The 22,900-nt window shown below is 72.8% G+C and carries 22 protein-coding genes; 15 read left to right on the top strand and 7 right to left on the bottom strand.

The window, feature by feature from the left end; all coding sequences use genetic code 11:
• Positions 1 to 17 precede the first annotated feature (17 nt).
• The 4 genes from panD (at position 18) to ACFYOS_RS27530 (ending at position 3,968) form a co-directional block, all read left to right on the top strand.
• A complete protein-coding gene (gene panD / locus ACFYOS_RS27545; RefSeq protein ID WP_387147596.1) occupies positions 18 to 446 on the top strand; it encodes an aspartate 1-decarboxylase in 429 nt (142 codons plus the stop codon).
• Positions 447 to 554: 108 nt separating this feature from the next.
• The gene (locus ACFYOS_RS27540) at positions 555 to 2,240 is read left to right on the top strand and encodes an L-aspartate oxidase (RefSeq protein ID WP_387147594.1); all 1,686 of its coding nucleotides are present in this window, start codon (positions 555 to 557) and stop codon (positions 2,238 to 2,240) included.
• Positions 2,241 to 2,295: 55 nt separating this feature from the next.
• Complete coding sequence (gene nadC / locus ACFYOS_RS27535; RefSeq protein WP_387147592.1) at positions 2,296 to 3,192, top strand: carboxylating nicotinate-nucleotide diphosphorylase; 897 nt, start codon at positions 2,296 to 2,298, stop codon at positions 3,190 to 3,192.
• A gap of 17 nt (positions 3,193 to 3,209) precedes the next feature.
• Positions 3,210 to 3,968, top strand: coding sequence for a type III pantothenate kinase (locus tag ACFYOS_RS27530; protein ID WP_387147589.1), 759 nt, complete (start codon positions 3,210 to 3,212; stop codon positions 3,966 to 3,968).
• Positions 3,969 to 3,982: 14 nt separating this feature from the next.
• Here ACFYOS_RS27530 and ACFYOS_RS27525 read toward each other — a convergent pair whose 3' ends face one another.
• Positions 3,983 to 4,723, bottom strand: a complete 741-nt coding sequence (locus tag ACFYOS_RS27525; protein WP_387147586.1) for a class I SAM-dependent methyltransferase — start codon at positions 4,721 to 4,723, stop codon at positions 3,983 to 3,985.
• Positions 4,724 to 4,815: 92 nt separating this feature from the next.
• On the opposite strand from ACFYOS_RS27525, the gene lysS reads away from it, so the two are divergent.
• The 3 genes from lysS to ACFYOS_RS27510 all read left to right on the top strand — a co-directional run bounded on the left by lysS (position 4,816) and on the right by ACFYOS_RS27510 (position 9,833).
• Entirely contained in the window at positions 4,816 to 6,324 is a 1,509-nt protein-coding gene (gene lysS, locus ACFYOS_RS27520) for a lysine--tRNA ligase (protein WP_387147583.1), read from the top strand.
• A 111-nt stretch (positions 6,325 to 6,435) separates the two neighbouring features.
• Positions 6,436 to 6,786 carry an Lsr2 family protein gene (locus tag ACFYOS_RS27515; protein WP_387147581.1) on the top strand — a complete coding sequence of 117 codons (351 nt, stop codon included), beginning with the start codon at positions 6,436 to 6,438 and terminating at the stop codon, positions 6,784 to 6,786.
• Between the two features lie 509 nt (positions 6,787 to 7,295).
• A complete protein-coding gene (locus ACFYOS_RS27510) occupies positions 7,296 to 9,833 on the top strand; it encodes an ATP-dependent Clp protease ATP-binding subunit (RefSeq protein WP_387147578.1) in 2,538 nt (845 codons plus the stop codon).
• A 179-nt stretch (positions 9,834 to 10,012) separates the two neighbouring features.
• Here ACFYOS_RS27510 and ACFYOS_RS27505 read toward each other — a convergent pair whose 3' ends face one another.
• On the bottom strand, positions 10,013 to 10,918 hold the full coding sequence (locus ACFYOS_RS27505; protein WP_387147575.1) for an A/G-specific adenine glycosylase: 906 nt from the start codon (positions 10,916 to 10,918) through the stop codon (positions 10,013 to 10,015).
• Between the two features lie 96 nt (positions 10,919 to 11,014).
• On the opposite strand from ACFYOS_RS27505, the gene ACFYOS_RS27500 reads away from it, so the two are divergent.
• The 3 genes from ACFYOS_RS27500 to ACFYOS_RS27490 all read left to right on the top strand — a co-directional run bounded on the left by ACFYOS_RS27500 (position 11,015) and on the right by ACFYOS_RS27490 (position 12,947).
• Positions 11,015 to 11,527, top strand: a complete 513-nt coding sequence (locus tag ACFYOS_RS27500; protein WP_387147572.1) for a glycine cleavage system protein R — start codon at positions 11,015 to 11,017, stop codon at positions 11,525 to 11,527.
• On the top strand, positions 11,524 to 12,087 hold the full coding sequence (locus ACFYOS_RS27495) for a peptide deformylase (protein ID WP_387147570.1): 564 nt from the start codon (positions 11,524 to 11,526) through the stop codon (positions 12,085 to 12,087). Before ACFYOS_RS27500 ends, ACFYOS_RS27495 begins: the two co-directional genes overlap by 4 nt.
• A gap of 128 nt (positions 12,088 to 12,215) precedes the next feature.
• Positions 12,216 to 12,947 (top strand): hypothetical protein, encoded by a 732-nt coding sequence (locus ACFYOS_RS27490; RefSeq protein ID WP_387147567.1) that lies wholly within the window; start codon positions 12,216 to 12,218, stop codon positions 12,945 to 12,947.
• Positions 12,948 to 12,992: 45 nt separating this feature from the next.
• On the opposite strand, the gene disA is transcribed toward ACFYOS_RS27490, so the two are convergent.
• The 4 genes from disA to ACFYOS_RS27470 all read right to left on the bottom strand — a co-directional run bounded on the left by disA (position 12,993) and on the right by ACFYOS_RS27470 (position 17,596).
• Positions 12,993 to 14,174 carry a DNA integrity scanning diadenylate cyclase DisA gene (disA, locus tag ACFYOS_RS27485; RefSeq protein ID WP_387147564.1) on the bottom strand — a complete coding sequence of 394 codons (1,182 nt, stop codon included), beginning with the start codon at positions 14,172 to 14,174 and terminating at the stop codon, positions 12,993 to 12,995.
• A 142-nt stretch (positions 14,175 to 14,316) separates the two neighbouring features.
• Positions 14,317 to 15,771: a DNA repair protein RadA gene (gene radA / locus ACFYOS_RS27480; RefSeq protein WP_387147561.1), complete on the bottom strand. Its 1,455-nt coding sequence runs from the start codon at positions 15,769 to 15,771 to the stop codon at positions 14,317 to 14,319.
• A gap of 103 nt (positions 15,772 to 15,874) precedes the next feature.
• On the bottom strand, positions 15,875 to 16,615 hold the full coding sequence (locus ACFYOS_RS27475; RefSeq protein WP_387147558.1) for a hypothetical protein: 741 nt from the start codon (positions 16,613 to 16,615) through the stop codon (positions 15,875 to 15,877).
• A 141-nt stretch (positions 16,616 to 16,756) separates the two neighbouring features.
• Entirely contained in the window at positions 16,757 to 17,596 is an 840-nt protein-coding gene (locus ACFYOS_RS27470; protein WP_387147555.1) for a UbiA family prenyltransferase, read from the bottom strand.
• A gap of 45 nt (positions 17,597 to 17,641) precedes the next feature.
• Between ACFYOS_RS27470 and ACFYOS_RS27465 the strand changes: the two genes are divergently transcribed.
• The 4 genes from ACFYOS_RS27465 to ACFYOS_RS27450 all read left to right on the top strand — a co-directional run bounded on the left by ACFYOS_RS27465 (position 17,642) and on the right by ACFYOS_RS27450 (position 21,326).
• Entirely contained in the window at positions 17,642 to 18,397 is a 756-nt protein-coding gene (locus ACFYOS_RS27465) for a methyltransferase domain-containing protein (protein WP_387147552.1), read from the top strand.
• Positions 18,398 to 18,440: 43 nt separating this feature from the next.
• Positions 18,441 to 19,607: an acyl-CoA dehydrogenase family protein gene (locus ACFYOS_RS27460; protein ID WP_387147549.1), complete on the top strand. Its 1,167-nt coding sequence runs from the start codon at positions 18,441 to 18,443 to the stop codon at positions 19,605 to 19,607.
• Between the two features lie 86 nt (positions 19,608 to 19,693).
• Positions 19,694 to 20,743 carry a type III polyketide synthase gene (locus ACFYOS_RS27455; RefSeq protein ID WP_387147546.1) on the top strand — a complete coding sequence of 350 codons (1,050 nt, stop codon included), beginning with the start codon at positions 19,694 to 19,696 and terminating at the stop codon, positions 20,741 to 20,743.
• Positions 20,744 to 20,783: 40 nt separating this feature from the next.
• Positions 20,784 to 21,326 carry a hypothetical protein gene (locus tag ACFYOS_RS27450; RefSeq protein WP_387147543.1) on the top strand — a complete coding sequence of 181 codons (543 nt, stop codon included), beginning with the start codon at positions 20,784 to 20,786 and terminating at the stop codon, positions 21,324 to 21,326.
• 9 nt (positions 21,327 to 21,335) lie between these two features.
• On the opposite strand, the gene ACFYOS_RS27445 is transcribed toward ACFYOS_RS27450, so the two are convergent.
• A complete protein-coding gene (locus ACFYOS_RS27445; protein WP_387147540.1) occupies positions 21,336 to 22,058 on the bottom strand; it encodes a hypothetical protein in 723 nt (240 codons plus the stop codon).
• Between the two features lie 328 nt (positions 22,059 to 22,386).
• Between ACFYOS_RS27445 and ACFYOS_RS27440 the strand changes: the two genes are divergently transcribed.
• Positions 22,387 to 22,872 carry a CarD family transcriptional regulator gene (locus tag ACFYOS_RS27440; RefSeq protein ID WP_012015454.1) on the top strand — a complete coding sequence of 162 codons (486 nt, stop codon included), beginning with the start codon at positions 22,387 to 22,389 and terminating at the stop codon, positions 22,870 to 22,872.
• The last annotated feature ends 28 nt before the right edge of the window (positions 22,873 to 22,900 follow it).

Raw genomic sequence — 22,900 nt, 5'->3', positions numbered from 1 at the left:
CGCTGAAAGGCACCCCGATGTTCCGGACCATGCTCAAGTCGAAGATCCACCGGGCCACGGTGACCCAGGCCGACCTGCACTACGTCGGCTCGGTGACCGTGGACGAGGATCTGCTCGACGCGGCCGACCTGCTCCCCGGCGAGCAGGTGGCGATCGTGGACATCACCAACGGGGCCCGGCTGGAGACGTACGTGATCCCGGGGCGGCGCGGCAGTGGCGTGATCGGCATCAACGGTGCCGCCGCGCACCTGGTGCACCCGGGCGACCTGGTCATCCTGATCTCGTACGGGCAGATGGACGACGCCGAGGCCCGCACGTACCAGCCGCGGGTGGTGCACGTCGACGCGGACAACAAGGTCGTCGACCTGACCGCCGACCCGACCACGGCTGCCCCCGGCACCGCCGGCGACCCGATTCCCAACCCCCTGGCCGCCGCCCTCAACTGAGCCGGCGAGGGCCGGGTCCGGCCGGCCTGCCGGTCCGGACGAGGTAGCCGAAACCACTCGTCCCGCCCCCGCCGCCCGGGATGAGACGCCTTCGGGTTGACTGTGCTCATGGACCTTCCGACCGTCGACCTGCCGGCCCTGCCCAGGCTGCTCGCCGCGCCCGCTCCCGGGTGGGTGGAGACCACCGATGTGATCGTCGTCGGCTCCGGCGTCGCCGGGCTGACCGCCGCGCTGCACCTGCGCGAGGCGGGGCTGCACGTCACTGTGGTCACCAAGGTCAACATCGACGAGGGCTCGACCCGCTGGGCGCAGGGCGGTATCGCCGCGGTGCTCGACCCGACCGACACCCCGGCCGCGCACGCGTACGACACCGAGGTGGCCGGCGTCGGCCTCTGCGACCCGGCGGCGGTCCGGGTGCTGGTGGAGGAGGGCCCGACCCGGTTGCGCGAGCTGATGCGGATCGGGGCGGAGTTCGACCGCAATCCGGACGGCTCGCTGATGCTCACCCGGGAGGGCGGCCACCGGGCCGACCGGATCGTGCACGCGGGCGGCGACGCCACCGGGGCCGAGGTGCAGCGGGCGCTGCACGCGGCGGTCCGCCGTGACCCGTGGATCCGGCTGGTCGAGCACGCCCTGGTGCTGGACCTGCTGCGCGCCCCGGGCGACGGTCCCGGCGGGCTCGGCCCGGCCTGCGGCATCACCCTGCACGTGCTCGGCGAGGGCAGCGAGGACGGCGTCGGGGCGATCCTGGCCCGGGCGGTGGTGCTGGCCACCGGCGGGATGGGGCAGATCTTCGCGGCCACCACCAACCCGGCGGTCTCCACGGGTGACGGCGTGGCGCTCGCCATGCGGGCCGGCGCGGCCGTCACCGACCTGGAGTTCGTGCAGTTCCACCCGACCGCGCTGATCGTGCCGGCCGGCGGCCCCGGCGCCGGGCTGGCCCAGCAGCCGCTGGTCTCCGAGGCGCTGCGCGGCGAGGGCGCCCACCTGGTCGACGGCGACGGCAAGCGGTTCATGGTCGGGCAGCACGAGCTGGCCGAGCTGGCTCCCCGGGACGTGGTCGCCAAGGGCATCCACCGGGTGCTGCTGGCCACCGGCGCGGACCACGTCTTCCTGGACGCGCGCCACCTCGGCGGGGACTTCCTGGCCCGGCGCTTCCCGACCATCGTCGCCTCCTGCCTGGCCATCGGCGTGGACCCGGCCACCGACCTGATCCCGGTCGCCCCGGCGGCCCACTACGCCTCCGGCGGGGTCCGCACCGACCTGCACGGCCGCACTTCCATCCCCGGGCTGTACGCCTGCGGCGAGGTCGCCTGCACCGGGGTGCACGGCGCGAACCGGCTGGCCAGCAACTCGCTGCTGGAGGGGCTGGTCTTCTCCCGGCGGATCGCCGAGGACATCGCCGCCGGGCTGCCCGAGCAGGCCAGGCCGGCGGAGACCGGCGCCTGGGTGGGTGGCCAGGGCTGGGTGGTGCCGGCCGAGGGCACGCCGGCCCTGCAGCAGGCGATGACCCGGGGTGCCGGCGTGCTGCGCTCGGCGCCGACCCTGGCCGGGACGGCCGCCACGCTGTCCGAGCTGGGGCAGGGCCGGGGCGTCCCGCGCACCGCCGACTGGGAGGCGACGAACCTGATCACCGTGGCGTCGTCCCTGGTCGCCGCCGCGTACACCCGCCGGGAGACCCGGGGCTGCCACTGGCGGGAGGACTTCCCGACGATCGACGACCGGTGGCTGGGCCACCTCGTCGGCGGAATCGGGGCGGAGAGCCGGTTGACCGAGCGTTGGGAGGCACAGTGAGCGCGAGGAGTGAGCCGGTCCTGCGAGCCCCGCAGTCGCGAACGAAGGAGGCACAGTGAGGGAGTCGACGGAACGGGCGCTGCGGGCCGGTGGCCTGGACCCGGAGCAGGTGCGTCGGGTGATCGTCGACGCGCTCACCGAGGACCTGGGTCCGGACTTCCTCGACGTCACCAGCGTCGCCACCATCCGCGGCGGGCAGAACGACACCGCCGACCTGGTGGCCCGGGCGGACGGCGTGGTCGCCGGGCTGCCGGTGGCGGCGGCCGTGTTCGAGCTGGTGGGGGAGGTGACCGGCGCGGACCGTACCGTCGAGGTGTCGCTGGTGGCCCACGACGGGCAGCGGGTGGCGCGCGGCGACGTGCTGGCCACGGTGACCGGCCCGACCCGGCTGCTGCTCACCGCCGAGCGGACGGCGCTCAACCTGCTCTGCCGGATGTCCGGGGTGGCCACCCACACCCGGGCCTGGGCCGACGCGCTGGCCGGCACCAAGGCGATGGTGCTGGACACCCGCAAGACCACCCCGGGCCTGCGCGCCCTGGAGAAGTACGCGGTCCGCGCCGGCGGCGGCACCAACAAGCGGATGGGCCTGCACGACGTCGCCATGATCAAGGACAACCACAAGGTGGCCGCGGGCGGGATCGGGGCCGCCTACCGCCGGGTCCGGGAGGCGTTCCCGGACGTGCCGGTGCAGGTGGAGGTGGACACCCTGGCCGAGGCGGTGGAGGCGGTCGAGGCCGGCGCCGACTTCCTGCTGCTGGACAACATGACCCCGGCGCAGCTCCGCGAGGTGGTCGCCGCGGTGGGCGACCGGGCCGAGCTGGAGGCGACCGGCGGGCTGACTCTGCCGGTGGCCGCCGAGTACGGCGCGACCGGCGTCGACTTCCTCTCGGTGGGCGCGCTGACCCACTCATCGCCGATCCTGGACATCGCCCTGGATCTGCGCGAGGAGTGAGCGTCTAGGCTGCCAGCGTGCTGCTCTGCATCGACATCGGAAACACCAACACCGTGCTGGCGACCTTCGACGGCGACAAGCTGGTGCACTCCTGGCGGATCAAGACCGATGCCCGTTCCACCGCGGACGAGCTGGGCCTGATGTTCCGGGGGCTGCTGGCCGGTGACGCCGTGGAGATCACCGGAGTGGCCGCCTGTTCGACGGTGCCCGCCGCGCTGCGCTCGCTGCGCACCATGCTGTCCCGCTACTACGCGGACCTGCCCAGCGTGATCGTCGAGCCCGGGGTACGCACCGGCGTGCAGCTCGCCATCGACAACCCGAAGGAGGTGGGCGCGGACCGGGTGGTCAACACCCTGGCCGCGTACACCCTCTACGGCGGGCCGTCGATTGTGGTCGACTTCGGCACCACCACCAACTTCGACGTGATCAGCGGCCGGGGCGAGTTCCTCGGCGGCGCGTTCGCGCCGGGTATCGAGATCTCCTTCGACGCGCTCGCCGCCCGCGCCGCCCAGCTGCGCAAGGTGGAGGCCACCAAGCCCCGGTCGGTGATCGGCAAGAACACCGTCGAGTGCCTCCAGGCCGGCCTCTACTTCGGCTTCGCCGGCCAGGTGGACCGGATCGTCGAGCGGATGACCGAGGAACTGGGCGAGGTGAAGGCGGTGATCGCCACCGGTGGCCTGGCCTCGCTGGTGCTCAACGAGTGCCGCACGATCACCCACCACGAGCCGATGATCACCCTGATCGGGCTGCGGATGGTGTACGAGCGCAACATCTGATCCTTGTGGGTGGTTCAGCGCCGCCGGGATCTGAAGACGAACGTCTGGTAGGGCAGTTCGACGGTCTCCCGGCCGACCAGGTCCGGATGGGTGGCGAAGAGGTCGCGCAGCTCGCGGTCGATCTTTTCCTGCTCCTCGGTCGACGCGGTCAGCCAGTAGGAGCGGGTGTGCAGCATGCCGACCAGCTCGTCGGGGGTGAGCGTGGTGGCATGGGCGAATTCGCCCAGCTCGACCGGGGTGAAGGCGGGGCCGAAGTCGGCGTACTTCTCGAGAACGTTGCCGGCGTTGTCCCCGATGTGGGCAATCCGGCTCAGCTCGGCCACCCAGGCGACCCGCTCGTCCCGGACGTTCCAGATCGGGGCGAACGTGCCGCCGGGGCGCAGCACGCGCGCGATCTCGGCGTGGGCGGGCTCCTTGTCGAACCAGTGGTACGCCTGCCCCACCAGCACCGCGTCCGCCGACCCGGCCGGCAACGGCACCGCCTCGGCGCTGCCGGCCAGCGCCGTCGTGCCCGGGGTGGCCACGGCCAGTTGCCCCCGCATTCCCGGATCAGGTTCCACCGGTACGACCTGGTGCCCGAGCGCGAGCACGCCGCGGGTGAGGATGCCGGTGCCCGCGCCGAGGTCGATCACCTGGGCCGGGGCGGCCACGCCGTCCAGCGCCCAGCGCAGCGCCTCCGCCGGGTAGCGGGGGCGGAATCGGTCGTACTCGGCGGCGGCGACGCCGAAGGAGAGCGCCTGAGTGGGGTCCGTCATGGCCGGCAGGTTATCCGGTAACGGCCAGCTGGGCCCTTGAGTACGCTCGGAGCCTGACCCCGCCGAAATCTCCCTTCTTGAGGAAGCGTGCCGTGACCGAGCAGAACGCCGTTCCAGTGGACCCCGCCGACGACCTTCCGGAGCAGATGAAGGTCCGCCGGGAGAAGCGCGACCGGATGCTCGCCGAGGGCGTCGAGCCGTACCCGGTCGGCTTCCCGCGGACCAGCACGCTGGCGAAGATCCGCGAGCAGTACGCCGACCTGCCGACCGACACCGCGACCGGCGACCGGGTCTCGGTCACCGGCCGGGTGATCTTCGTACGGAACACCGGCAAGCTCTGCTTCGCCACCCTCCGGGACGGCGACGGCACCGAACTGCAGGCGATGCTCTCGCTGGACCGGGTCGGCGCCGAGCGGCTGGAGGACTGGAAGCGCCTGGTCGACCTCGGCGACCACGTCGGGGTCACCGGCGAGGTGATCACCAGCCGGCGCGGCGAGCTGTCCGTGCTGGCCGAGGAGTGGGCGGTCACCGCCAAGGCGCTGCGCCCGCTGCCGGTGGCGCACAAGCCGCTGAGCGAGGAGGCCCGGGTCCGCCAGCGGTACGTGGACCTGGTCGTCCGTCCGCAGGCGCGGCAGATGGTGCGGACCCGGGCGACCACCGTGCGCAGTCTGCGGGACACCCTGCACGCCCAGGACTTCATCGAGGTGGAGACCCCGATGCTCCAGCTGCTGCACGGTGGCGCGGCGGCCCGCCCATTCGTCACCCACAGCAATGCGCTGAACACCGATCTGTATCTGCGAATCGCGCCGGAACTGTTTCTCAAGCGGGCGCTGGTCGGCGGAGTGGACCGGGTCTTCGAGATCAACCGCAACTTCCGGAACGAGGGGATCGACTCGTCGCACTCGCCGGAGTTCGCGATGCTGGAGACATACGAGGCGTACGGCAACTACGACACGATCGCCGAGCTGACCCGCAATCTCGTGCAGCAGGCGGCGATCGCGGTTGCGGGCTCGACGGTGGTCACCCACGCCGACGCCCGCGAGTTCGATCTGGGCGGCGAGTGGCGGTCGGTGACGCTGTTCGGTGTCCTTTCCGAGGCGCTCGGTGAGGAGGTCACCGTACGCACCGAGAGGTCCCGCCTGGTCGAGTACGCGGACAAGGTCGGGCTCGCCGTCGACCCGAAGTGGGGTCCGGGCAAGCTGGCCGAGGAGCTGTTCGAGGAGTTGGTCGTCCCGTCGCTGCAGGCGCCCACCTTCGTGCGCGACTACCCGGAGGAGACGAGCCCGCTGGTCCGGGCGCACCGCAGCGAGCCGGGGCTGGTCGAGAAGTGGGACCTCTACGTCCTCGGCTTCGAGCTGGGCACGGGGTACTCGGAGCTGGTCGACCCGGTGGTGCAGCGGGAGCGGCTGGTGGCCCAGGCCCAGCTCGCGGCGCGCGGTGACGACGAGGCCATGCGACTCGACGAGGACTTTCTCCGGGCGATGGAGTACGGAATGCCGCCGGCCGGCGGTATGGGAATGGGAATCGACCGTCTTCTGATGGCGCTGACCGGGCTCGGAATTCGGGAAACGATCCTGTTCCCGTTGGTCCGGCCGGAGTAGCCGGCACCGTTCCCGGGTCGTTACCGCATCCTATTGACGCGGCGAGCATCGTGCGGGTTATTGTTCTCCTGTATTGCAGGAGCACAACCCTGCTCGAAAGGAATGTGGGCTGTGGCCAAGCAGATCATTCACAAGCTGGTCGATGACCTGGACGGCGGGGACGCTGACGAGACCGTCAAGTTCGCGCTGGACGGCGTGCAGTACGAGATCGACCTCTCGGCTTCGAACGCCGAGAAATTGCGCGACGTATTCGCTCAGTACATCGCGAACGGGACCAAGGTCGGTCGCGGCGGCGTGGTCGTGGGCGGCCGGGCCGCGCGGGGTCGGGGCGGTGCCACCGCCGACCGCGAGCAGAACAAGGCGATCCGGGCCTGGGCCAAGAAGGCCGGCAAGGACATCTCCGACCGGGGCCGCATCCCGCAGGAGATCGTCGACGAGTACCACGCGAAGGCCGGCCTCTGAGCCGACCAGCCGGGCGACACCGACGCCGGACCGGAGTGCCACTCCGGGCCGGCGTCGCCGTTTCCGCCCCCGTGCGCCGTCTGTCCGGTCCGGGCCGGCGCTGACCGGGCGCCTGGCGAAGCCGGGCCGGGGTCGGGAAGAAACCGCCCCCCGACCGAGTTGTCCACAGGCGGTGGAGATGGTGTCCACAGGCTGTGGATGACCGGCGGTCGGCCCAAGAGCCGCCTGCCCCGAGCCCCGGCAGTCGTCCGGGAGGCCGCGACCGGCCTTTTCCATCGACGGTCGAATTTCGCTCTGCGCGTACAGGCAGGGGTACCGGAACACCTGCTGAGCGCGGACGGTTGTCAGAAACGACGCGTGAACGGCCATTCGCGGGGACACACGACCTCAGCGGAGTCGGTCTGCGGCGATAGAGTAAGGAGGCACGGACGCCCGTCCCGGACGTCCGCGCACCGGCCCCGCCAAGATCTAGACCATCAAGGCGCACGGCACGTGAGGAGCACGAGGGCATGTTCGAGCGGTTCACCGACCGAGCGCGACGGGTTGTCGTCCTGGCCCAGGAAGAGGCCCGGATGCTCAACCACAACTACATCGGTACGGAGCACATCCTGCTGGGCCTGATCCACGAGGGTGAGGGTGTCGCGGCAAAGGCCCTGGAGAGCCTCGGCATCTCCCTCGAGGGCGTCCGTCAGCAGGTCGAGGAGATCATCGGCCAGGGCCAGCAGGCGCCGAGCGGGCACATCCCGTTCACGCCGCGGGCCAAGAAGGTGCTGGAGCTGTCGCTGCGCGAGGCGCTGCAGCTCGGCCACAACTACATCGGCACGGAGCACATCCTGCTCGGTCTGATCCGTGAGGGTGAGGGCGTCGCCGCCCAGGTGCTGGTCAAGCTCGGCGCGGACCTCAACCGGGTCCGCCAGCAGGTGATCCAGCTGCTCTCCGGCTACCAGGGCAAGGAGCCGGCCGCGGCGGGCGCCACGCCGGGCGAGGCCGCGCCGTCGACCAGCCTCGTGCTGGACCAGTTCGGCCGCAACCTGACCCAGGCCGCCCGTGAGGGCAAGCTCGACCCGGTCATCGGGCGCGAGAAGGAAATCGAGCGGGTCATGCAGGTGCTGTCCCGCCGGACCAAGAACAACCCGGTCCTGATCGGTGAGCCCGGCGTCGGTAAGACCGCCGTGGTGGAGGGGCTGTCCCAGAAGATCATCAAGGGCGAGGTGCCCGAGACGCTGAAGGACAAGCAGCTCTACACGCTCGACCTCGGTGCCCTGGTCGCCGGTTCCCGTTACCGCGGTGACTTCGAGGAGCGCCTCAAGAAGGTGCTCAAGGAGATCCGCACCCGCGGCGACATCATCCTCTTCATCGACGAGATCCACACCCTGGTGGGTGCGGGTGCCGCCGAGGGTGCGATCGACGCCGCCAGCATCCTCAAGCCGATGCTGGCCCGTGGTGAGCTGCAGACCATCGGCGCCACCACGCTCGACGAATACCGCAAGCACCTGGAGAAGGACGCCGCCCTCGAGCGCCGCTTCCAGCCGATCCAGGTGGGTGAGCCCTCGCTGGCTCACACCATCGAGATCCTCAAGGGCCTGCGGGACCGCTACGAGGCGCACCACCGGGTCTCGATCACGGACGCCGCTCTCGTGGCTGCCGCGACTCTGGCCGACCGGTACATCTCGGACCGCTTCCTGCCGGACAAGGCGATCGACCTGATCGACGAGGCCGGTGCCCGGATGCGGATCCGCCGGATGACCGCGCCGCCAGACCTGCGTGACTTCGACGAGCGGATCGCCCAGGTCCGCCGCGACAAGGAGTCCGCGATCGACGCGCAGGACTTCGAGCGGGCCGCTCAGCTCCGCGACAAGGAGAAGCAGCTGCTCGGCCAGAAGGCCCAGCGGGAGAAGGAGTGGAAGGCCGGTGACCTGGACGTCGTCAGCGAGGTCGACGACGAGCAGATCGCCGAGGTGCTCGGCAACTGGACCGGCATCCCGGTCTACAAGCTGACCGAGGAGGAGACCTCGCGCCTGCTGCGCATGGAGGACGAGCTGCACAAGCGCGTCATCGGCCAGGAGGACGCGGTCAAGGCGGTCTCGAAGGCGATCCGGCGGACCCGGGCCGGCCTGAAGGACCCGAAGCGCCCGTCCGGCTCGTTCATCTTCGCCGGCCCGTCCGGTGTGGGTAAGACCGAGCTCTCCAAGGCGCTCGCCGAGTTCCTCTTCGGGAGCGAGGACGCCCTCATCCAGCTGGACATGTCCGAGTTCCACGACCGGTACACGGTGTCCCGGCTGGTGGGTGCGCCTCCCGGCTACGTCGGCTACGACGAGGGCGGGCAGCTGACCGAGAAGGTGCGCCGTCGGCCGTTCTCGGTGGTCCTCTTCGACGAGATCGAGAAGGCCCACCCGGACGTGTTCAACACGCTCCTCCAGATCCTGGAGGACGGGCGGCTCACCGATGGCCAGGGTCGGATCGTGGACTTCAAGAACACGGTCATCATCCTGACCACCAACCTCGGCACGCGGGACGTCGCCAAGGCGGTGTCGCTGGGCTTCCAGGCCTCTGAGGACTCCGAGTCGAACTACGACCGGATGAAGCAGAAGGTCAACGACGAGCTCAAGCAGCACTTCCGGCCCGAGTTCCTGAACCGGATCGACGACACCATCGTCTTCCACCAGCTGCGCGAGAACGAGATCCTCCAGATCGTGGACATCATGATCGCCCGGATCGAGACGCAGCTGAAGAACAAGGACATGGGCCTGGAGCTGACCGACAACGCCAAGAAGTACCTGGCGAAGAAGGGCTTCGACCCGGTGCTGGGCGCGCGGCCGCTGCGTCGCACGATCCAGCGTGACATCGAGGACAACCTCTCCGAGCGGATCCTCTTCAACGAGCTGACCCCGGGTCAGATCGTGGTGGTGGACTGCGAGGGCGACCCGAGCAACATCGACAAGTCCAAGCTCGTCTTCCGGGGCGCCGACCGGCCGGTGGCCGTGCCGGACGCGGTCCCGGCCGACCTCGGCGGCACCGCCGCCACGGGTGCGGACGACGCGGCGTAAGCGTCGGGTAGATCTGATACAGGGCGACGGCCCCGGTCGGCGAAAGCCACCGGGGCCGTCGCCTTTCCGTCTCCCCAGCCCCCACCCGCCCCGGAACCCAAGATCTGCACCTGGAAAGAGTGGCCATCCAGCCCGGAATGGCCACTCTTTCTGTGATTCAGGACCATCGCTGTGCGGCTTCAGGGGCGGGGGAGGGGGACCGGCGGGCCGTCGCCGATGAGGCGGAAGGACTCCTCGCCGACCGGTTCGACCAGGCCGTCGGTGACCAGCCCGGCCAGGGCCCGGGCGCGCTGCACGTCGTCGTGCCACACCTGGTCCAGCCGCTGGTGCGGGACCGGCCCCGTCGCCTGGCGGAGCACCGCGAGCAGCAGGCCACGTACCTGACGGTCGGTGCCGGCGTACCGCTGGGGACGGCGGGTCGGGCCGGCCGGTGCCTGCTGGCCGGACGCCCGCCAGGCGCAGACCGACTCGACCGGGCAGACCGCGCAGCGGGGCGAGCGGGCGGTGCAGACCACCGCGCCGAGTTCCATGAACGCGGCACTGGCCAGCGCCGCGGCGGCCGGGTCCACCGGCAGCAGTTCCTCGGTGGCGACCAGGTCGGCGGGACGGGTGGCCGGGCCGGCGTCCGGCTCGCCAGCGATCGCCCGGCAGACCACCCGGCGTACGTTGGTGTCCACCACCGGATGCCGCTGCCCGTACGCGAACGCGGCCACCGCCCGGGCCGTGTACGTCCCGACGCCGGGCAGCGCCAGCAACTGGTCCAGCCGGTCCGGCACCTGGCCGCCGTGCCGCGCCACGATCGCCGTCGCGCACTCCCGCAGCCGGACCGCCCGGCGGGGGTAGCCGAGCCGCCCCCACATCCGGATCGCCTCGGCCGGAGTGTCGTCCGCCAGTGCGGCCGGGGTGGGCCAGCGGGCCAGCCACGCCTCCCAGGCGGGCAGCACCCGGACCACCGGCGTCTGCTGGAGCATGACCTCGCTGACCAGGATCGCCCAGGCACCGACGCCCGGCTTGCGCCACGGCAGGTCGCGGGCGTTCCGCTCGTACCAGCGGCTGACCAGGGCGGCGAACGTGGGCTCAGACATCGGACTGCCGATGATGTCACGGGCCACCTTCCCGCAGGATGGGCGGGCCGGGCGGCCCCACCCGGCCGCCCGGCGGCGACGGGGCAGAATGTCCGGATGAACGAGCTCGCGATCACCGTCATCGGCCGGGACCGGCCGGGCATCGTGGCCGACGTCGCCGAGGCCCTCGCGCGGCTCGGCGCGAACCTCACCGACTCTACGATGACCCGGTTACGGGGGCATTTCGCGATGACGCTGATCTGCGTGGGGCCGGCCGCCGCCGAGGTCGAGGCCGCGCTGGCCCCGCTCGTCGCCGAGGGTCAGCTGCTGGCCACCGTACGCGCGGTCACCCCCGACGGGCAGACCGCGCCGGCCGGTGAGCCATATGTGATGGCGGTGCACGGCGCGGACCGGATGGGCATCGTGGCCGCGATGACCCGGGTGCTGGCCGACGCCGGCGGCAACGTGACCGACCTGAGCACCCGGTTGACCGGCTCGCTCTATGTGGTGGTCGCCGAGGTGGAGTTGCCGCCGGACAGCGCCGACGAGGTGGCCGGGCGGCTCTCCCGTACCGCTGCCGAGCTGGGCGTGGGCGTCAGCCTCCGACCGGCGGACACGGACCTGCTGTGACGGCTGAGGAGTACGTCGGCCTGGCCGGCTGGACCCCGGCGGCGCTGGGGCGGCGCGGTGCGGTGCGCCCGGTGGTCGCCGCCCCGGACCCGGCGCTCAGCCGACCCGGCCCGGAGGTGGATCCGACCTCGGACGAGGTGGTCCGCCTCGCCGCGGACCTGGTCGCCACCATGCGCGTCTCGCCGGGGTGCGTGGGCCTCGCGGCGCCGCAGGTCGGAGTGAGCGCCCAGGTCTTCGCGGTGGACGTGACCGGGCATCCGAAGGCGGTCACCGTGCACGGCCCGTTCGTGGTCTGCAACGCGAAGGTGGTCGAGGCGAGCCGTTGGAAGGCCGGGCGGGAGGGCTGCATGTCGGTGCCCGACCTGACCGGTGACGTGAAGCGGGCCAGCCGGCTGGTGGTCGAAGGGGTGCTCCCGGGCACCGGCGACCTGGTCCGGCTGGTCACCGACGGCTTCGAGGCGCGGGCGCTCCAGCACGAGATCGACCACTGCGCCGGCCTGCTCTTTCTCGACCGGGTGGCCGGGGCGCACGCCATCTACCAGCGGAAGGTCTATCTCTGACTCACCGTGGTCCGGCCGCGGCGTTCGGTGATGAGTTGGCCTCCACTGTGGAGGAATCGCACTGCGCGGCCGGACCCTCCGGCGCGTCGTACCCCACGCCGTGCGCTACGCCGCTACGGTGAAGCATCATGCGTCTGACGGTCGGCCCTCTGCCTCCCGCCGTGTACTGGCGGCGTCGCGCCGTCGTATTCGGAGCCGGGCTGCTCTTCCTGATTGTTGTGCTCTACTCGTGCGACGGGTCGCGCAACACCGGTTCGCCGGGCACGAGGCCCGCGGCGACGTCGACCGCCGAGGCGGCCCCGGCCCCGACCGGGTCGGTGCTGACCCCGCAGACCGGGGCTCCGTCGGGCGACGCCGGCGGAAACTCGGGCGGCTCGGACGCTGCGCAGGGTGGTCCGGCGGGCGGCGGCACCAGGTCGAACGACGGTGGGGTCGGCGCGCCGGCCAATCCCGTGGTCGACGATGGGACCTGCGCCGACTCGGAGATCCGGGTGACCCCGGTGGCCCTGCCGGCCACCGCGCAGCAGGGTACGGTGGTGACCCTCCGCCTCAAGATCAAGAACGTCGCGGACCGGACCTGCAGCCGGGACGTCGGCGCCGACCTCCAGGAGCTCTTCGTCAAGTCGGGCGCGGAGAAGGTCTGGTCCTCGGACACCTGCGGCACCGGCAAGGGCTCGGACGTGCAGTCGTTCACGCCGAACTTCGAGCGCTCCTACGAGCTGGGCTGGAACGGCAAATACAGCACGCGCTGTGCGAACGGCCTGGCCAACGGCAAGTTCGCAGAGCCCGGCACCTACCAGGTCTTCGCCCGGGTCGGCACCAAGCTCAGCGAACCGGTGAAGCTCACCATCACCGGCTGACCCACGCCCCGGCCGGCCGTCGCGCCGGCTCCCGGCCGGGCAGGGTCAGACGTAGCGTTCCAGGATGGACGCCTCGGCGAGCCGGGACAGGCCCTCGCGGACACCTCGGGCCCGGGCGTCGCCCACCCCCTCGACCGCCTGGAGGTCCTCCACGGTCGCGCCGAGCAGCCGCTGGAGGCTGCCGAAGTGCACCACCAACCGGTCCACCACCGCCGTGGGGAGCCGGGGGACCTTGGCCAGCAGGCGGAAGCCGCGCGGGCTGACCGCCGCGTCGAGGGCGTCGGACGCGGACGGGTAGCCGATCGCCTTGGCCACCGCGACCAGGTCGATCAGCTCGGTGGCGCCGAGCAGGTCCAGCTCGACCAGCGCCTCGTCGAGGGTGCGCGACTTGCGGCCGATCGGGAGGTAGTCCCGGATGACCAGGGTGCGGTCGGCGTCCACGCCGGCCATCAGCTCGTCGAGCTGGAGGGCGAGCAGGCGGCCGTCGGTGCCCAGCTCCACCACGTACCCGGCGATCTCGTCGGCGATCCGGCGGACCATCTCCAGCCGCTGCACCACGGCCACCGCGTCGCGCACGGTGACCAGGTCCTCGATCTCCAGCGCGGAGAGGGTGCCGGAGACCTCGTCCAGCCGGAGCTTGTAGCGCTCCAGGGTGGCCAGGGCCTGGTTGGCCCGGGACAGGATCGCCGCCGAGTCGTCCAGCACGTGCCGCTGGCCGTTGACGTAGAGGCTGATGATCCGCATCGACTGGCTGACCGAGATCACCGGGTAACCGGTCTGCCGGGCCACCCGCTCGGCGGTGCGGTGCCGGGTGCCGGACTCCTCGGTGGGAATGGACGGGTCGGGCATCAGGTGCACGCCGGCCTGGACGATCCGGGTGCCGTCGCTGGAGAGGACCACCGCCCCGTCCATCTTGCACAGCTCGCGGACCCGGGTGGCGGAGAACTCGACGTCCATCGGGAAGCCGCCGGTGCAGATCGAGTCGACCACCTTGTCGTAGCCGAGGACGATGAGCGCGCCGGTGCGGCCGCGCAGGATGCGCTCCAGCCCGTCGCGCAGGGCGGTGCCCGGCGCCATCAGGGCGAGGTTGGCGCGCAGCGGGTCGCCGCCGGCGCCGAGGCTCCCGGTGACGCTCACGCTGATCGGACGGGCGGACGAGCCCACGGCACCGGTGCGGGCGTGCGGCGTCGCCGCGGCGGGCTTGGTGGCATCGCGGTCGATCGGCACGGGCACAGTCTACGGACTGCCGTGCGGTGGGTGCTCTCGTGGTTACTGTGATGTGTCACGATGTCCGGCTCCGCCGGTCGTCGACCGGGCGTGCCGGCTGTCCGGAATCGCCCAGCCGGTCCCGCCGCACCCTCACCGTGGGTCACTCGGCCGACGCGCGGGCGGCAGCCTGGAGCGCGCCGCGCACGTCGGTGACCTCGATCACCCGCATGTTCTCCGGGGCCACCCCGCTGCTGCCGGGGCCGCAGCCGGGCGGCACCAGGGCCAGCCGGAAACCGAGGCGGGCCGCCTCGGCCAGCCGGCGGGGGACCGCCCCCACCCGGCGTACCTCGCCGGTGAGGCCGACCTCGCCGATCGCCACCAGGTGCGGAGCGATGGCCAGGTTGAGGCCGCCGGAGGCGACCGCGAGCGCCACGGCCAGATCGGCCGCCGGCTCGACCACCCGGATGCCACCGACCGTGGCGGCGAAGACCTCCCGGTCGTGCAGGGTCAGCCGCTCGGTGCGCCGCTGGAGCACGGCCAGCACCATCGCCAGCCGCGCGCCGTCCAGACCGGAGACCGTACGCCGGGGCGAGCCGGCCACGGTGGCGCCGATCAGCGCCTGCACCTCGGTCACCAGGGCCCGCCGCCCCTCCATGGCCACCGTGACACAGGTGCCCGGCACCGGCTCCGAGTAGCGGGTCAGGAAGAGGCCGGACGGGTCGGCCAGGCTGCTGATGCCGCCCTCGTGCATCTCGAAACAGCCCACCTCGTCGGCCGCGCCGAACCGGTTCTTCACCCCCCGGACCATCCGCAGCGACGAGTGCTTGTCGCCCTCGAAGTGCAGCACCACGTCGACCAGGTGCTCCAGCACCCGCGGGCCGGCGACCTGGCCGTCCTTGGTCACGTGGCCCACCAGCACGGTGGCGATGCCGCGCTCCTTGGCAACCGCCACCAGCGCCGCGGTGACCGCCCGGACCTGGGTCACCCCGCCCGGCACGCCCTCGGTCCCGGTGGTGGAGATGGTCTGCACCGAGTCGAGCACCAGCAGCCCCGGCTGCACCGCGTCGAGGTGGCCCAGCACCGCCGACAGGTCGCTCTCGGCGGCCAGGTAGAGCTGGTCGTGCAGGGTGCCCATCCGCTCGGCGCGCAGCCGCACCTGGCTGACCGACTCCTCGCCGCTGACCACCAGCGACGCACTGCCCGCGTTGGCCGCCCACTGCTGGGCCACGTCGAGCAGGAGGGTGGACTTGCCGACCCCCGGCTCGCCGGCCAGCAGCACCACCGCGCCGGGGACGAGCCCGCCACCGAGCACCCGGTCGAGCTCGCTGACCCCGGTGGGCCGGGCCCGGGCCGGGGCGGCGCTGATGGTGGCGATCGGGCGGGCCGGCTCGGCGGGCATCCGGGAGCTGACCACCCGGCCGGAGACCATCGGCCCGGTCAGCGTGCACTCGACCACCGAGCCCCACTCGCCGCACTCCGGACAGCGTCCGACCCATTTGGGCGGCTGGTGGCCGCAGGCGTCGCACTCGTAGGCCGGGCGCGGCTCGCGGGCGGCGCTCCGGCTCCGGCCGGTGGCGGGGGTGGCACGGGAGGAGGTCGATCGGGAGGTGCTCACCCCAGGACGCTAACCGGGCGGTACGACGAAAGCCCACCCGGAAACGGCGACACCGCCGGCGTGGCGCTGGCCACACCGACGGTGTCGTCGGAGATTCGGCGGATCAGCCGTGGCTGCCGCCCTCGACACCACCCTCGGCGCCGGCCTCCTCGCGCGGGTGGACGACCGGCGAGGCGGGCGGGTTCGGGGTCAGCGGGACGCCGATCGGAGCCGCGGTCTTGATGGTCTTGCCGGCACCGAAGTCGAAGGTCAGGTTGACCTGCTGTCCGGCGAGCAGCTGGTTGTTCAGGCCGACGAGCTGGAGGAACTGGCCGCCGGTGCCGATCAGCTGGACGAAGCCGTTGGCCGGGATCTCGAGCCGGGCCGGCCGGCCGGCCGGGGCCGCCTCGCTCGGCGAGGCCGACGGGCTGGCCGAGGCGGACGGCGACTCGGCAAAGCCGGACTGGGTCGGGCTGGGCGACGCGGACGCCGGCTCGGTGGGCGAGCCGGTCGGGGCGGCCGACGGGCCACCGCTCTGGGCCGCGCCGGTGAGCTGGATGTCCCGCGCGCTGTCGGTGGTGACGGTCACCGTGACGGGGGCCTTGCTGTCGTTGTAGATCACGACGTTGAGCGGCGCGTTCGCGCCCGCCCGGTAGCCCTCGACGCCCGGGTACTGCACGTAGAGGCCGCGCACCTTGTAGAGGTTGTCGGAGGTCTGGACGTTGACGCCCTGCACCGACGGGATCTTCTTGGCGGTCTCGGCCACCTGGCCGGCGCCACACCCGGACAGCAGCAGGCTCGCCGCCGCCGCCGTACCGGCCAGCAGCAGGGCCGCCCCCCGGGAACCCCTGATCGAGCGCGTCACGTCGGTCCTCCTCGTCACGATCCCCACCCGGCCGGACGCCGGACACGGGGTGGCCATACCCGCGCAGACCGCGCTCCAGGGTAGTTGGAGCTGATCGAGGGCCGCACGCCGACCCGGGAATGCCACCGTCCCGGGGACCGGTCACACCACCCGGCCGCTCGCCACCAGCAGGACCACATCGATGAGCGCCACCAGCATGACCGCCCGGAAGGCGGCCACCGGCCGGCCGCCGGACCCGGCCACGGCGCGGCCCGCGTACCAGCCGAGGGCCGGCACCAGGACGGCGGCGGCGACCGCCGACAGCCCCATCCACGACGGTGGCCCGGGCGGCCCGACGACCAGGGCGACGGTGGCCGCGAGGAGCAGCCCGGCGGCGGCCGCCCGGCTGCCCGCCGGCCCGAGCCGGTGCGGCAGCCCGCGCACTCCGGTCCGGGCGTCGTCGGCCAGGTCGGGCAGGACGTTGGCGAAGTGCGCCCCGGCACCGAGGCAGGCGGCGGCGGCCACCAGCCAGACCGGCGGGACGGGGGCCCCGGGCAGGGCCAGCACCACGAAGGCCGGCAACGAGCCGAACGAGAACGCGTACGGCAGCACCGAGGCCGAGGTCGACTTCAGCGGCCAGTTGTAGAGCAGCGCCGAGACCAGCCCGAGGGTGAGGCAGAGCGCCGCCTTGGCACCGGTGGTCAGCGCGACCAACGGGGTGGCGACGGCGGCCGCGGCGGCGGCGCGGGCAAGCGTCCGCCGTCGGATCCCGCCGCTGACCAGCGGTTTGTCGGTACGCCCGACCGTGGCGTCGCGGTCGGCGTCGATCAGGTCGTTGCTCCAGCCCACGGCGAGTTGGCTGGCCAGCACGGCCAGCAGCACGGCGACGATCCCGGCCGGACGGTGCCCGACCCCCCACGCCAGCAGCCCGGCCACCGCGGTGACCGCGGCGGTCGGCTCCGGATGGCTCGCCTTGACCAGCCCTAACACCGACGACGACATAAGGGAAGTCTGGTTGTTACCCGGGAGTCGTGCCACGCTCGGTGCATGCGCGACGCGGCCCCGGTGCCCACCCCACCCCGGGAGCTGCCGCCCAACGATCCCCGCCAGTACGACGACCTGGCCGGCGAGTGGTGGCGACCGGACGGCGCGTTCGCGATGCTGCACTGGCTGGCCCGGGCCCGCGCCGCGCTGGTCCCACCGGCGTCCAGGAGGGACGCCCTGCTGGTCGACCTCGGCTGTGGCGCCGGGCTGCTCGCCCCGCACCTGGCCGGCAAGGGCTACCGGCACGTCGGAGTGGACCTCACCCGGTCCGCCCTCGACCAGGCCGTCCCGCACGGCGTGGCGGTGGTCAACGCCGACGCCACCGCGGTCCCGCTCGCGGACGGCTGCGCCGACGTGGTGTCCGCCGGCGAGCTGCTGGAGCACGTACCGGACTGGCGACGCGCGGTCGCCGAGGCGTGCCGGCTGCTGCGGCCCGGCGGCCTGCTGGTGCTGGACACCCTCAACGACACCGTGCTGGCCCGGCTGGTCGCGGTGGAGATCGCCGAGCGGCTCCCCACCGTGCCGCGCGGGATCCACGATCCACGGTTGTTCGTGGACGCCCGCGCCCTGGTCGCCGAATGCGCCCGGCACGGCGTCCACCTGCGGCTGCGCGGGATCCGCCCGGCGCTGGTCGGCACCCTGGCCTGGCTGCTGCGCCGGAGGCGCGCCGCCGACCGTCCGGCGGGGACGGGGCCGCGGATGGTGCCGACCTGGTCCACCGCCGTGCTCTATCAGGGCCACGGGATCCGGGGCGGGTAGCCGGGGCCGGCCGGGGTACAGGGGACGCCGAGAAGGGGGCAACATGACTGTGCACGCGCTGGAGGCGGCCCGCCGGTTGGCGCCGCGACTGGCCGCCCGCGCGGCGGACCATGACCGGGACGGCTCCTTCCCGGTCGACGACTTCGCCGACCTGCGGCAGGCCGGACTCTTCGGGCTGATGGTGCCCCGGGAACTGGGCGGGGCCGGGGCGACCTTCGCCGAGTACACGGCCGTCGCCACCGAACTGGCCCGGGGCAACGGCGCGACCGCCCTGGTGTTCAACATGCACGCCTCGGTCACCGGGGCGCTGGGCGCGGTCACCGAGGAGCTGGCCGAGGCGCTCGGCGTACCGGGGGAGGCGCTGGCCGCCCGCGACCGGCTGCTCCACGCGGCGGCCGAGGGCGCCTGGTACGCGGTGGCCATGAGCGAACGCGGCGCCGGCGCCCGGCTGTCCCAGCTCAGCACCGTCTACGAGCCGGTCGAGGGCGGCTGGCACATCAAGGGCGCCAAGACCTTCTGCTCCGGCGCCGGGCACCCGGACGGCTACCTGGTGGCGGCCCGCAGCGCCACCGACCAGTCGGTGGTCTCCCAGTTTCTCGTGCCCGCCGGGGCGGGGATCACCGTCGAGCCCACCTGGGACTCGCTCGGCATGCGCGCCACCGCCTCGCACGACCTGCACCTGGACGTGACCGTCCCGGCCGACCGGCTGCTCGGTGGGGTGGAGGGGCTGGCCCTGGTGGTTGCCCAGCTCATGCCGCACTGGCTGGTGGCCAGCTACGCCGCCGTCTACGTGGGGGTCGCCCGGGCGGCGGTCGACGCCGCCGCCGAGCACCTGAACGCGCGGAACCTCGCCGGTCTGCCGGCGGTCCGGGCCCGGCTGGGCCGGGCGGACGCGGCGGTCGCGGCGGCCGAGCTGGTGGTGGCCGAGGCGGCCCGCCGGGTCGACGAGGCACCGGGCGACGCGGAGACGAACCGCTGGGTGTGGCGGGCCAAACTGCTCGCCGGCACCACCGCCGCCGACGTCGCGGCGTCCATGCTGGAGGCCGCCGGCACCTCGGCCACCCGCCGGGGCCACCCGCTGGAGCGGCTCTACCGGGACGCCCGGTGCGGCTCGCTGCACCCGGCCACCTCGGACGTCTGCGCCGACTGGCTCGGCGTCGCCGCGCTCGGGGGTGACCCGGACCGCGACGGCTCGGCTCCCCGTTGGTGAGTGAACCGGATTGCGGATCGCGCAGTCGCGAACGGGCGGCGATCGTTGGTGAGGGAGTGGTGGATCACGACCGAGAGGTGGGGGACATGGCTGTGCCGGTGATCGCGGGCCTGGGTACGGCGCAGCCGCCGGCCGCCGCGCAGGACGAGCTCTGGACGGGCTTCTTCGCGAAGCACTTCTCCGGGACCACCCGGGCCCTGGCCGAGCGCATCTTCGCCAACTCCGGGGTGTCCCGCCGCCACGCGGCGGTGAACCCGCTGCTGGAGGACGTCTCGGAGTGGCCTACGGAACGCCGGATGCGCCGCTATCAGGTCGAGGCGTTGCCGCTCGGCAAGGAGGCGGTGAGTCGGGCGCTGACCGCCGCCGGCCTGGACGCGGGCGACATCGGGCTCTTCGTGGTCTGCTCCTGCACCGGGTACGCCACCCCGGGGCTGGACATCCTGCTCGCCCGGGACCTGGGCATGGCCCCCGACACGCAGCGCATGTTCGTCGGCCACATGGGCTGCTACGCGGCGCTGCCCGGGCTCGGCGCGGCGAGCGACTTCGTCACCGCCCGGGGCCGCCCGGCGCTGCTGCTCTGCGCGGAGCTGACCAGCCTGCACATCCAGCCGGCCGGGGCCCGGGTGGACACCCAGCAGATCGTCTCGCACGCGCTCTTCTCGGACGCCGCGGTCGCCGCCGTGGTCGCCCCCGGCGGCGCGGGGTACGCGCTGCGCGAGGTCACCTCGGTCACCGACACCTCCACGGCCGACCACATGACCTGGGACGTCACCGACACCGGCTTCCGGATGGGACTGTCGCCGAAGGTCCCCCAGGTGCTCTCGCGCCACGTCCGGGGCCTGGTCGACGATCTGCTGGCCCGGCACGGCCGGACGATCCCCGAGGTGGACGGCTGGGCGGTGCACCCGGGCGGCCCACGCATCCTCAACGTGGTGGAACGCGAGCTGGCCCTGCCGCCGGAGGCCCTCGCGGCGTCCCGGGCCACCCTGGACGAGCACGGCAACTGCTCGTCCCCGACGGTGCTGCTGATCCTCGACCGGCTGCGCCGGGCCGCGTGGCCGCCGGAGCGGATCGTGATGCTCGCCTTCGGACCGGGCCTGACCCTCTACGCGGCCCTGCTCGACCGCGCCGCCTGACGGGACCGTGCCACCACCGCCCCGCCGATACGCTCATGCCGTGGGCATCGACGACCGGGTACGGACCGCGATGCTGGCCGGGTTGACCGTGGCGGCGCTGGTCACCGGCGGCTGGTGGTGGCGGGCGGCCGCCCCGGCCACCGGCCCGGTCGACGCGCCGCCCGGTCCGTCGGCCGCCGAGCCCGCCGATCCGCTCGCGGCCCAGGTCTTCCAGGTCGACCCGAGCACCGGGCAGGTGGTGGGCGAGGTTCTCGACGGGACGGATCCCGCTCCGGGCGAGACGCTGAGCTGGCGCACCGTGTGGGAGGACCGGTCCCATCTCGGCGCCGGCGACGATCCACTGGTCCGGCAGGTCACCCCGTCGGCCGGCGAGCGCTTCCTGTTCACCGTCGGCTGCACCGGGACGGGCACGCTGCGGGTGGTCTGGTCGGGCTCCGAGGAGGACGGCCCGGGGCTGGAGACGGGCTGTTCCGGGACGCGGATGACCCAGGCGCTCACGGCCGGTGGCGGGCCGTTGCAGACGCGGTTCACGGTGACCGACGGCGAGGCCGACCTGGACGCCCGGCTCGTCTCCCTGTTCTGAGCCGGCGGATCAGGCGGTCAGCTGCGCCAGGTCGTCCCGGTACGCCTCGACCGGCCCCAGCTCGGGCACCACCCGGACCAGGGTGCCCTCCCGGTCCACCAGGAGGGCGGTGGCCTGCCCGGGGTGGCCGGCGAGGTGGAGGTAGGCCCGCAGGCCGCCGGCCGGGTCGGCCAGGGCACGTACCCCGGGGATCGGGGAGGTGTCGACCTCACGGCGCTCGGTGACGGTGACCACGGTGACGCCCGGGGGTGCGATGGCCGCCGCCTCGGTCACCCGCTCCGCGCAGGCGCACACGTCGACCAGGATGATCATCGCGGGCAGCAGGCCACGCAGCGGCACGGGGGAGTTCCCGGCATCGACCAGGTCGAGCGCGGGCAACGGTCCCACCGGGCTCGGGACGGCCGTCGGGTACGGGACGACGGTGGGGGTGCTCCCGGAGCGGATCGACCGGGGCCAGGTCACCGCGGCCAGCCCGGTGACCGTGATCAGCATCGAGACCACCAGGGCCAGCGCCGGCAGCCCGAGCGGCGGGCGGCCGTCCGGCCGGGGGTGCGAGCGAGCCGGCCGCGCCAACCCGGAGCGTCGGCGCAGGCGGCGCAGCTCACGGCGGACCTGGCGGGCCTCGTCGGCGAGTTCCGAGGCGTCGTCGGGGATGACCACCCGACCCCACTCCGGTGGCAGGTCGGGCAGCCCGTCCGGTGGCCCGTGGCCTTCAGCGTCAGGCATGCCCATCGGACCCCCAGGAGCCGTCTCGGCGAGCGGACGTCGCGTCCACGTCAAGCGTCCCGCACCGGCCGGCGTACCGCCACACCTGGGCGCACGCGGGATTCCAGGGCTACCATGGAAGGAGCGCATCGCCCTAGATATCGACGCTCCCATCACCCGCATCGGGTTGTCATCCGATCGTCACGGAGCGTGTTGAAACCATCGGTTTGACCGCCTGTCAAGCCGAAGAAATACCTCTCACAGGGCCCCTGAGCTGCGCCAACGATCAGGACAGCGGTGAGACATCGGTGCCTGAGCGTGTTACCCTAGACACAGCGAAAGGGGTTTCGAACCTATGGTTTTCAGTGTCGGCGAGACCGTTGTTTACCCCCACCACGGGGCCGCACTCATCGAGGCAATCGAGACTCGGGTCATCAAGGGTGAGGAAAAGCAGTACCTCGTCCTGAGGGTCGCGCAGGGTGACCTGACGGTCCGGGTGCCCGCTGAGAACGCCGAGATCGTGGGTGTGCGCGAGGTGGTCGGCGAAGAGGGCCTGGGCAAGGTCTTCGACGTGCTCCGTGCTCCGCACACCGAGGAGCCGACCAACTGGTCGCGGCGTTACAAGGCGAATCTGGAGAAGCTGGCCTCCGGTAACCCGCTGAAGGTCGCCGAGGTCGTTCGCGACCTGTGGCGTCGGGAGCGGGAGCGGGGTCTGTCCGCGGGCGAGAAGCGCATGCTCGCCAAGGCACGCGACATTCTCGTCGGCGAGGTCGCGCTGGCCGAGAAGAGCACCAAGGACGAGGCGGAGACGCTGCTCGACAAGGTGCTGACCGAGGCCTGAGTTCCACAGCATCGTCGTACCCACCCCG

It is taken from the genome of Micromonospora sp. NPDC005806, assembly GCF_042871425.1.
Lineage (GTDB): Bacteria > Actinomycetota > Actinomycetes > Mycobacteriales > Micromonosporaceae > Micromonospora.
Note: the sequence above shows the minus strand (reverse complement) of the source record. Positions and strands in the feature narration are given on the sequence as shown.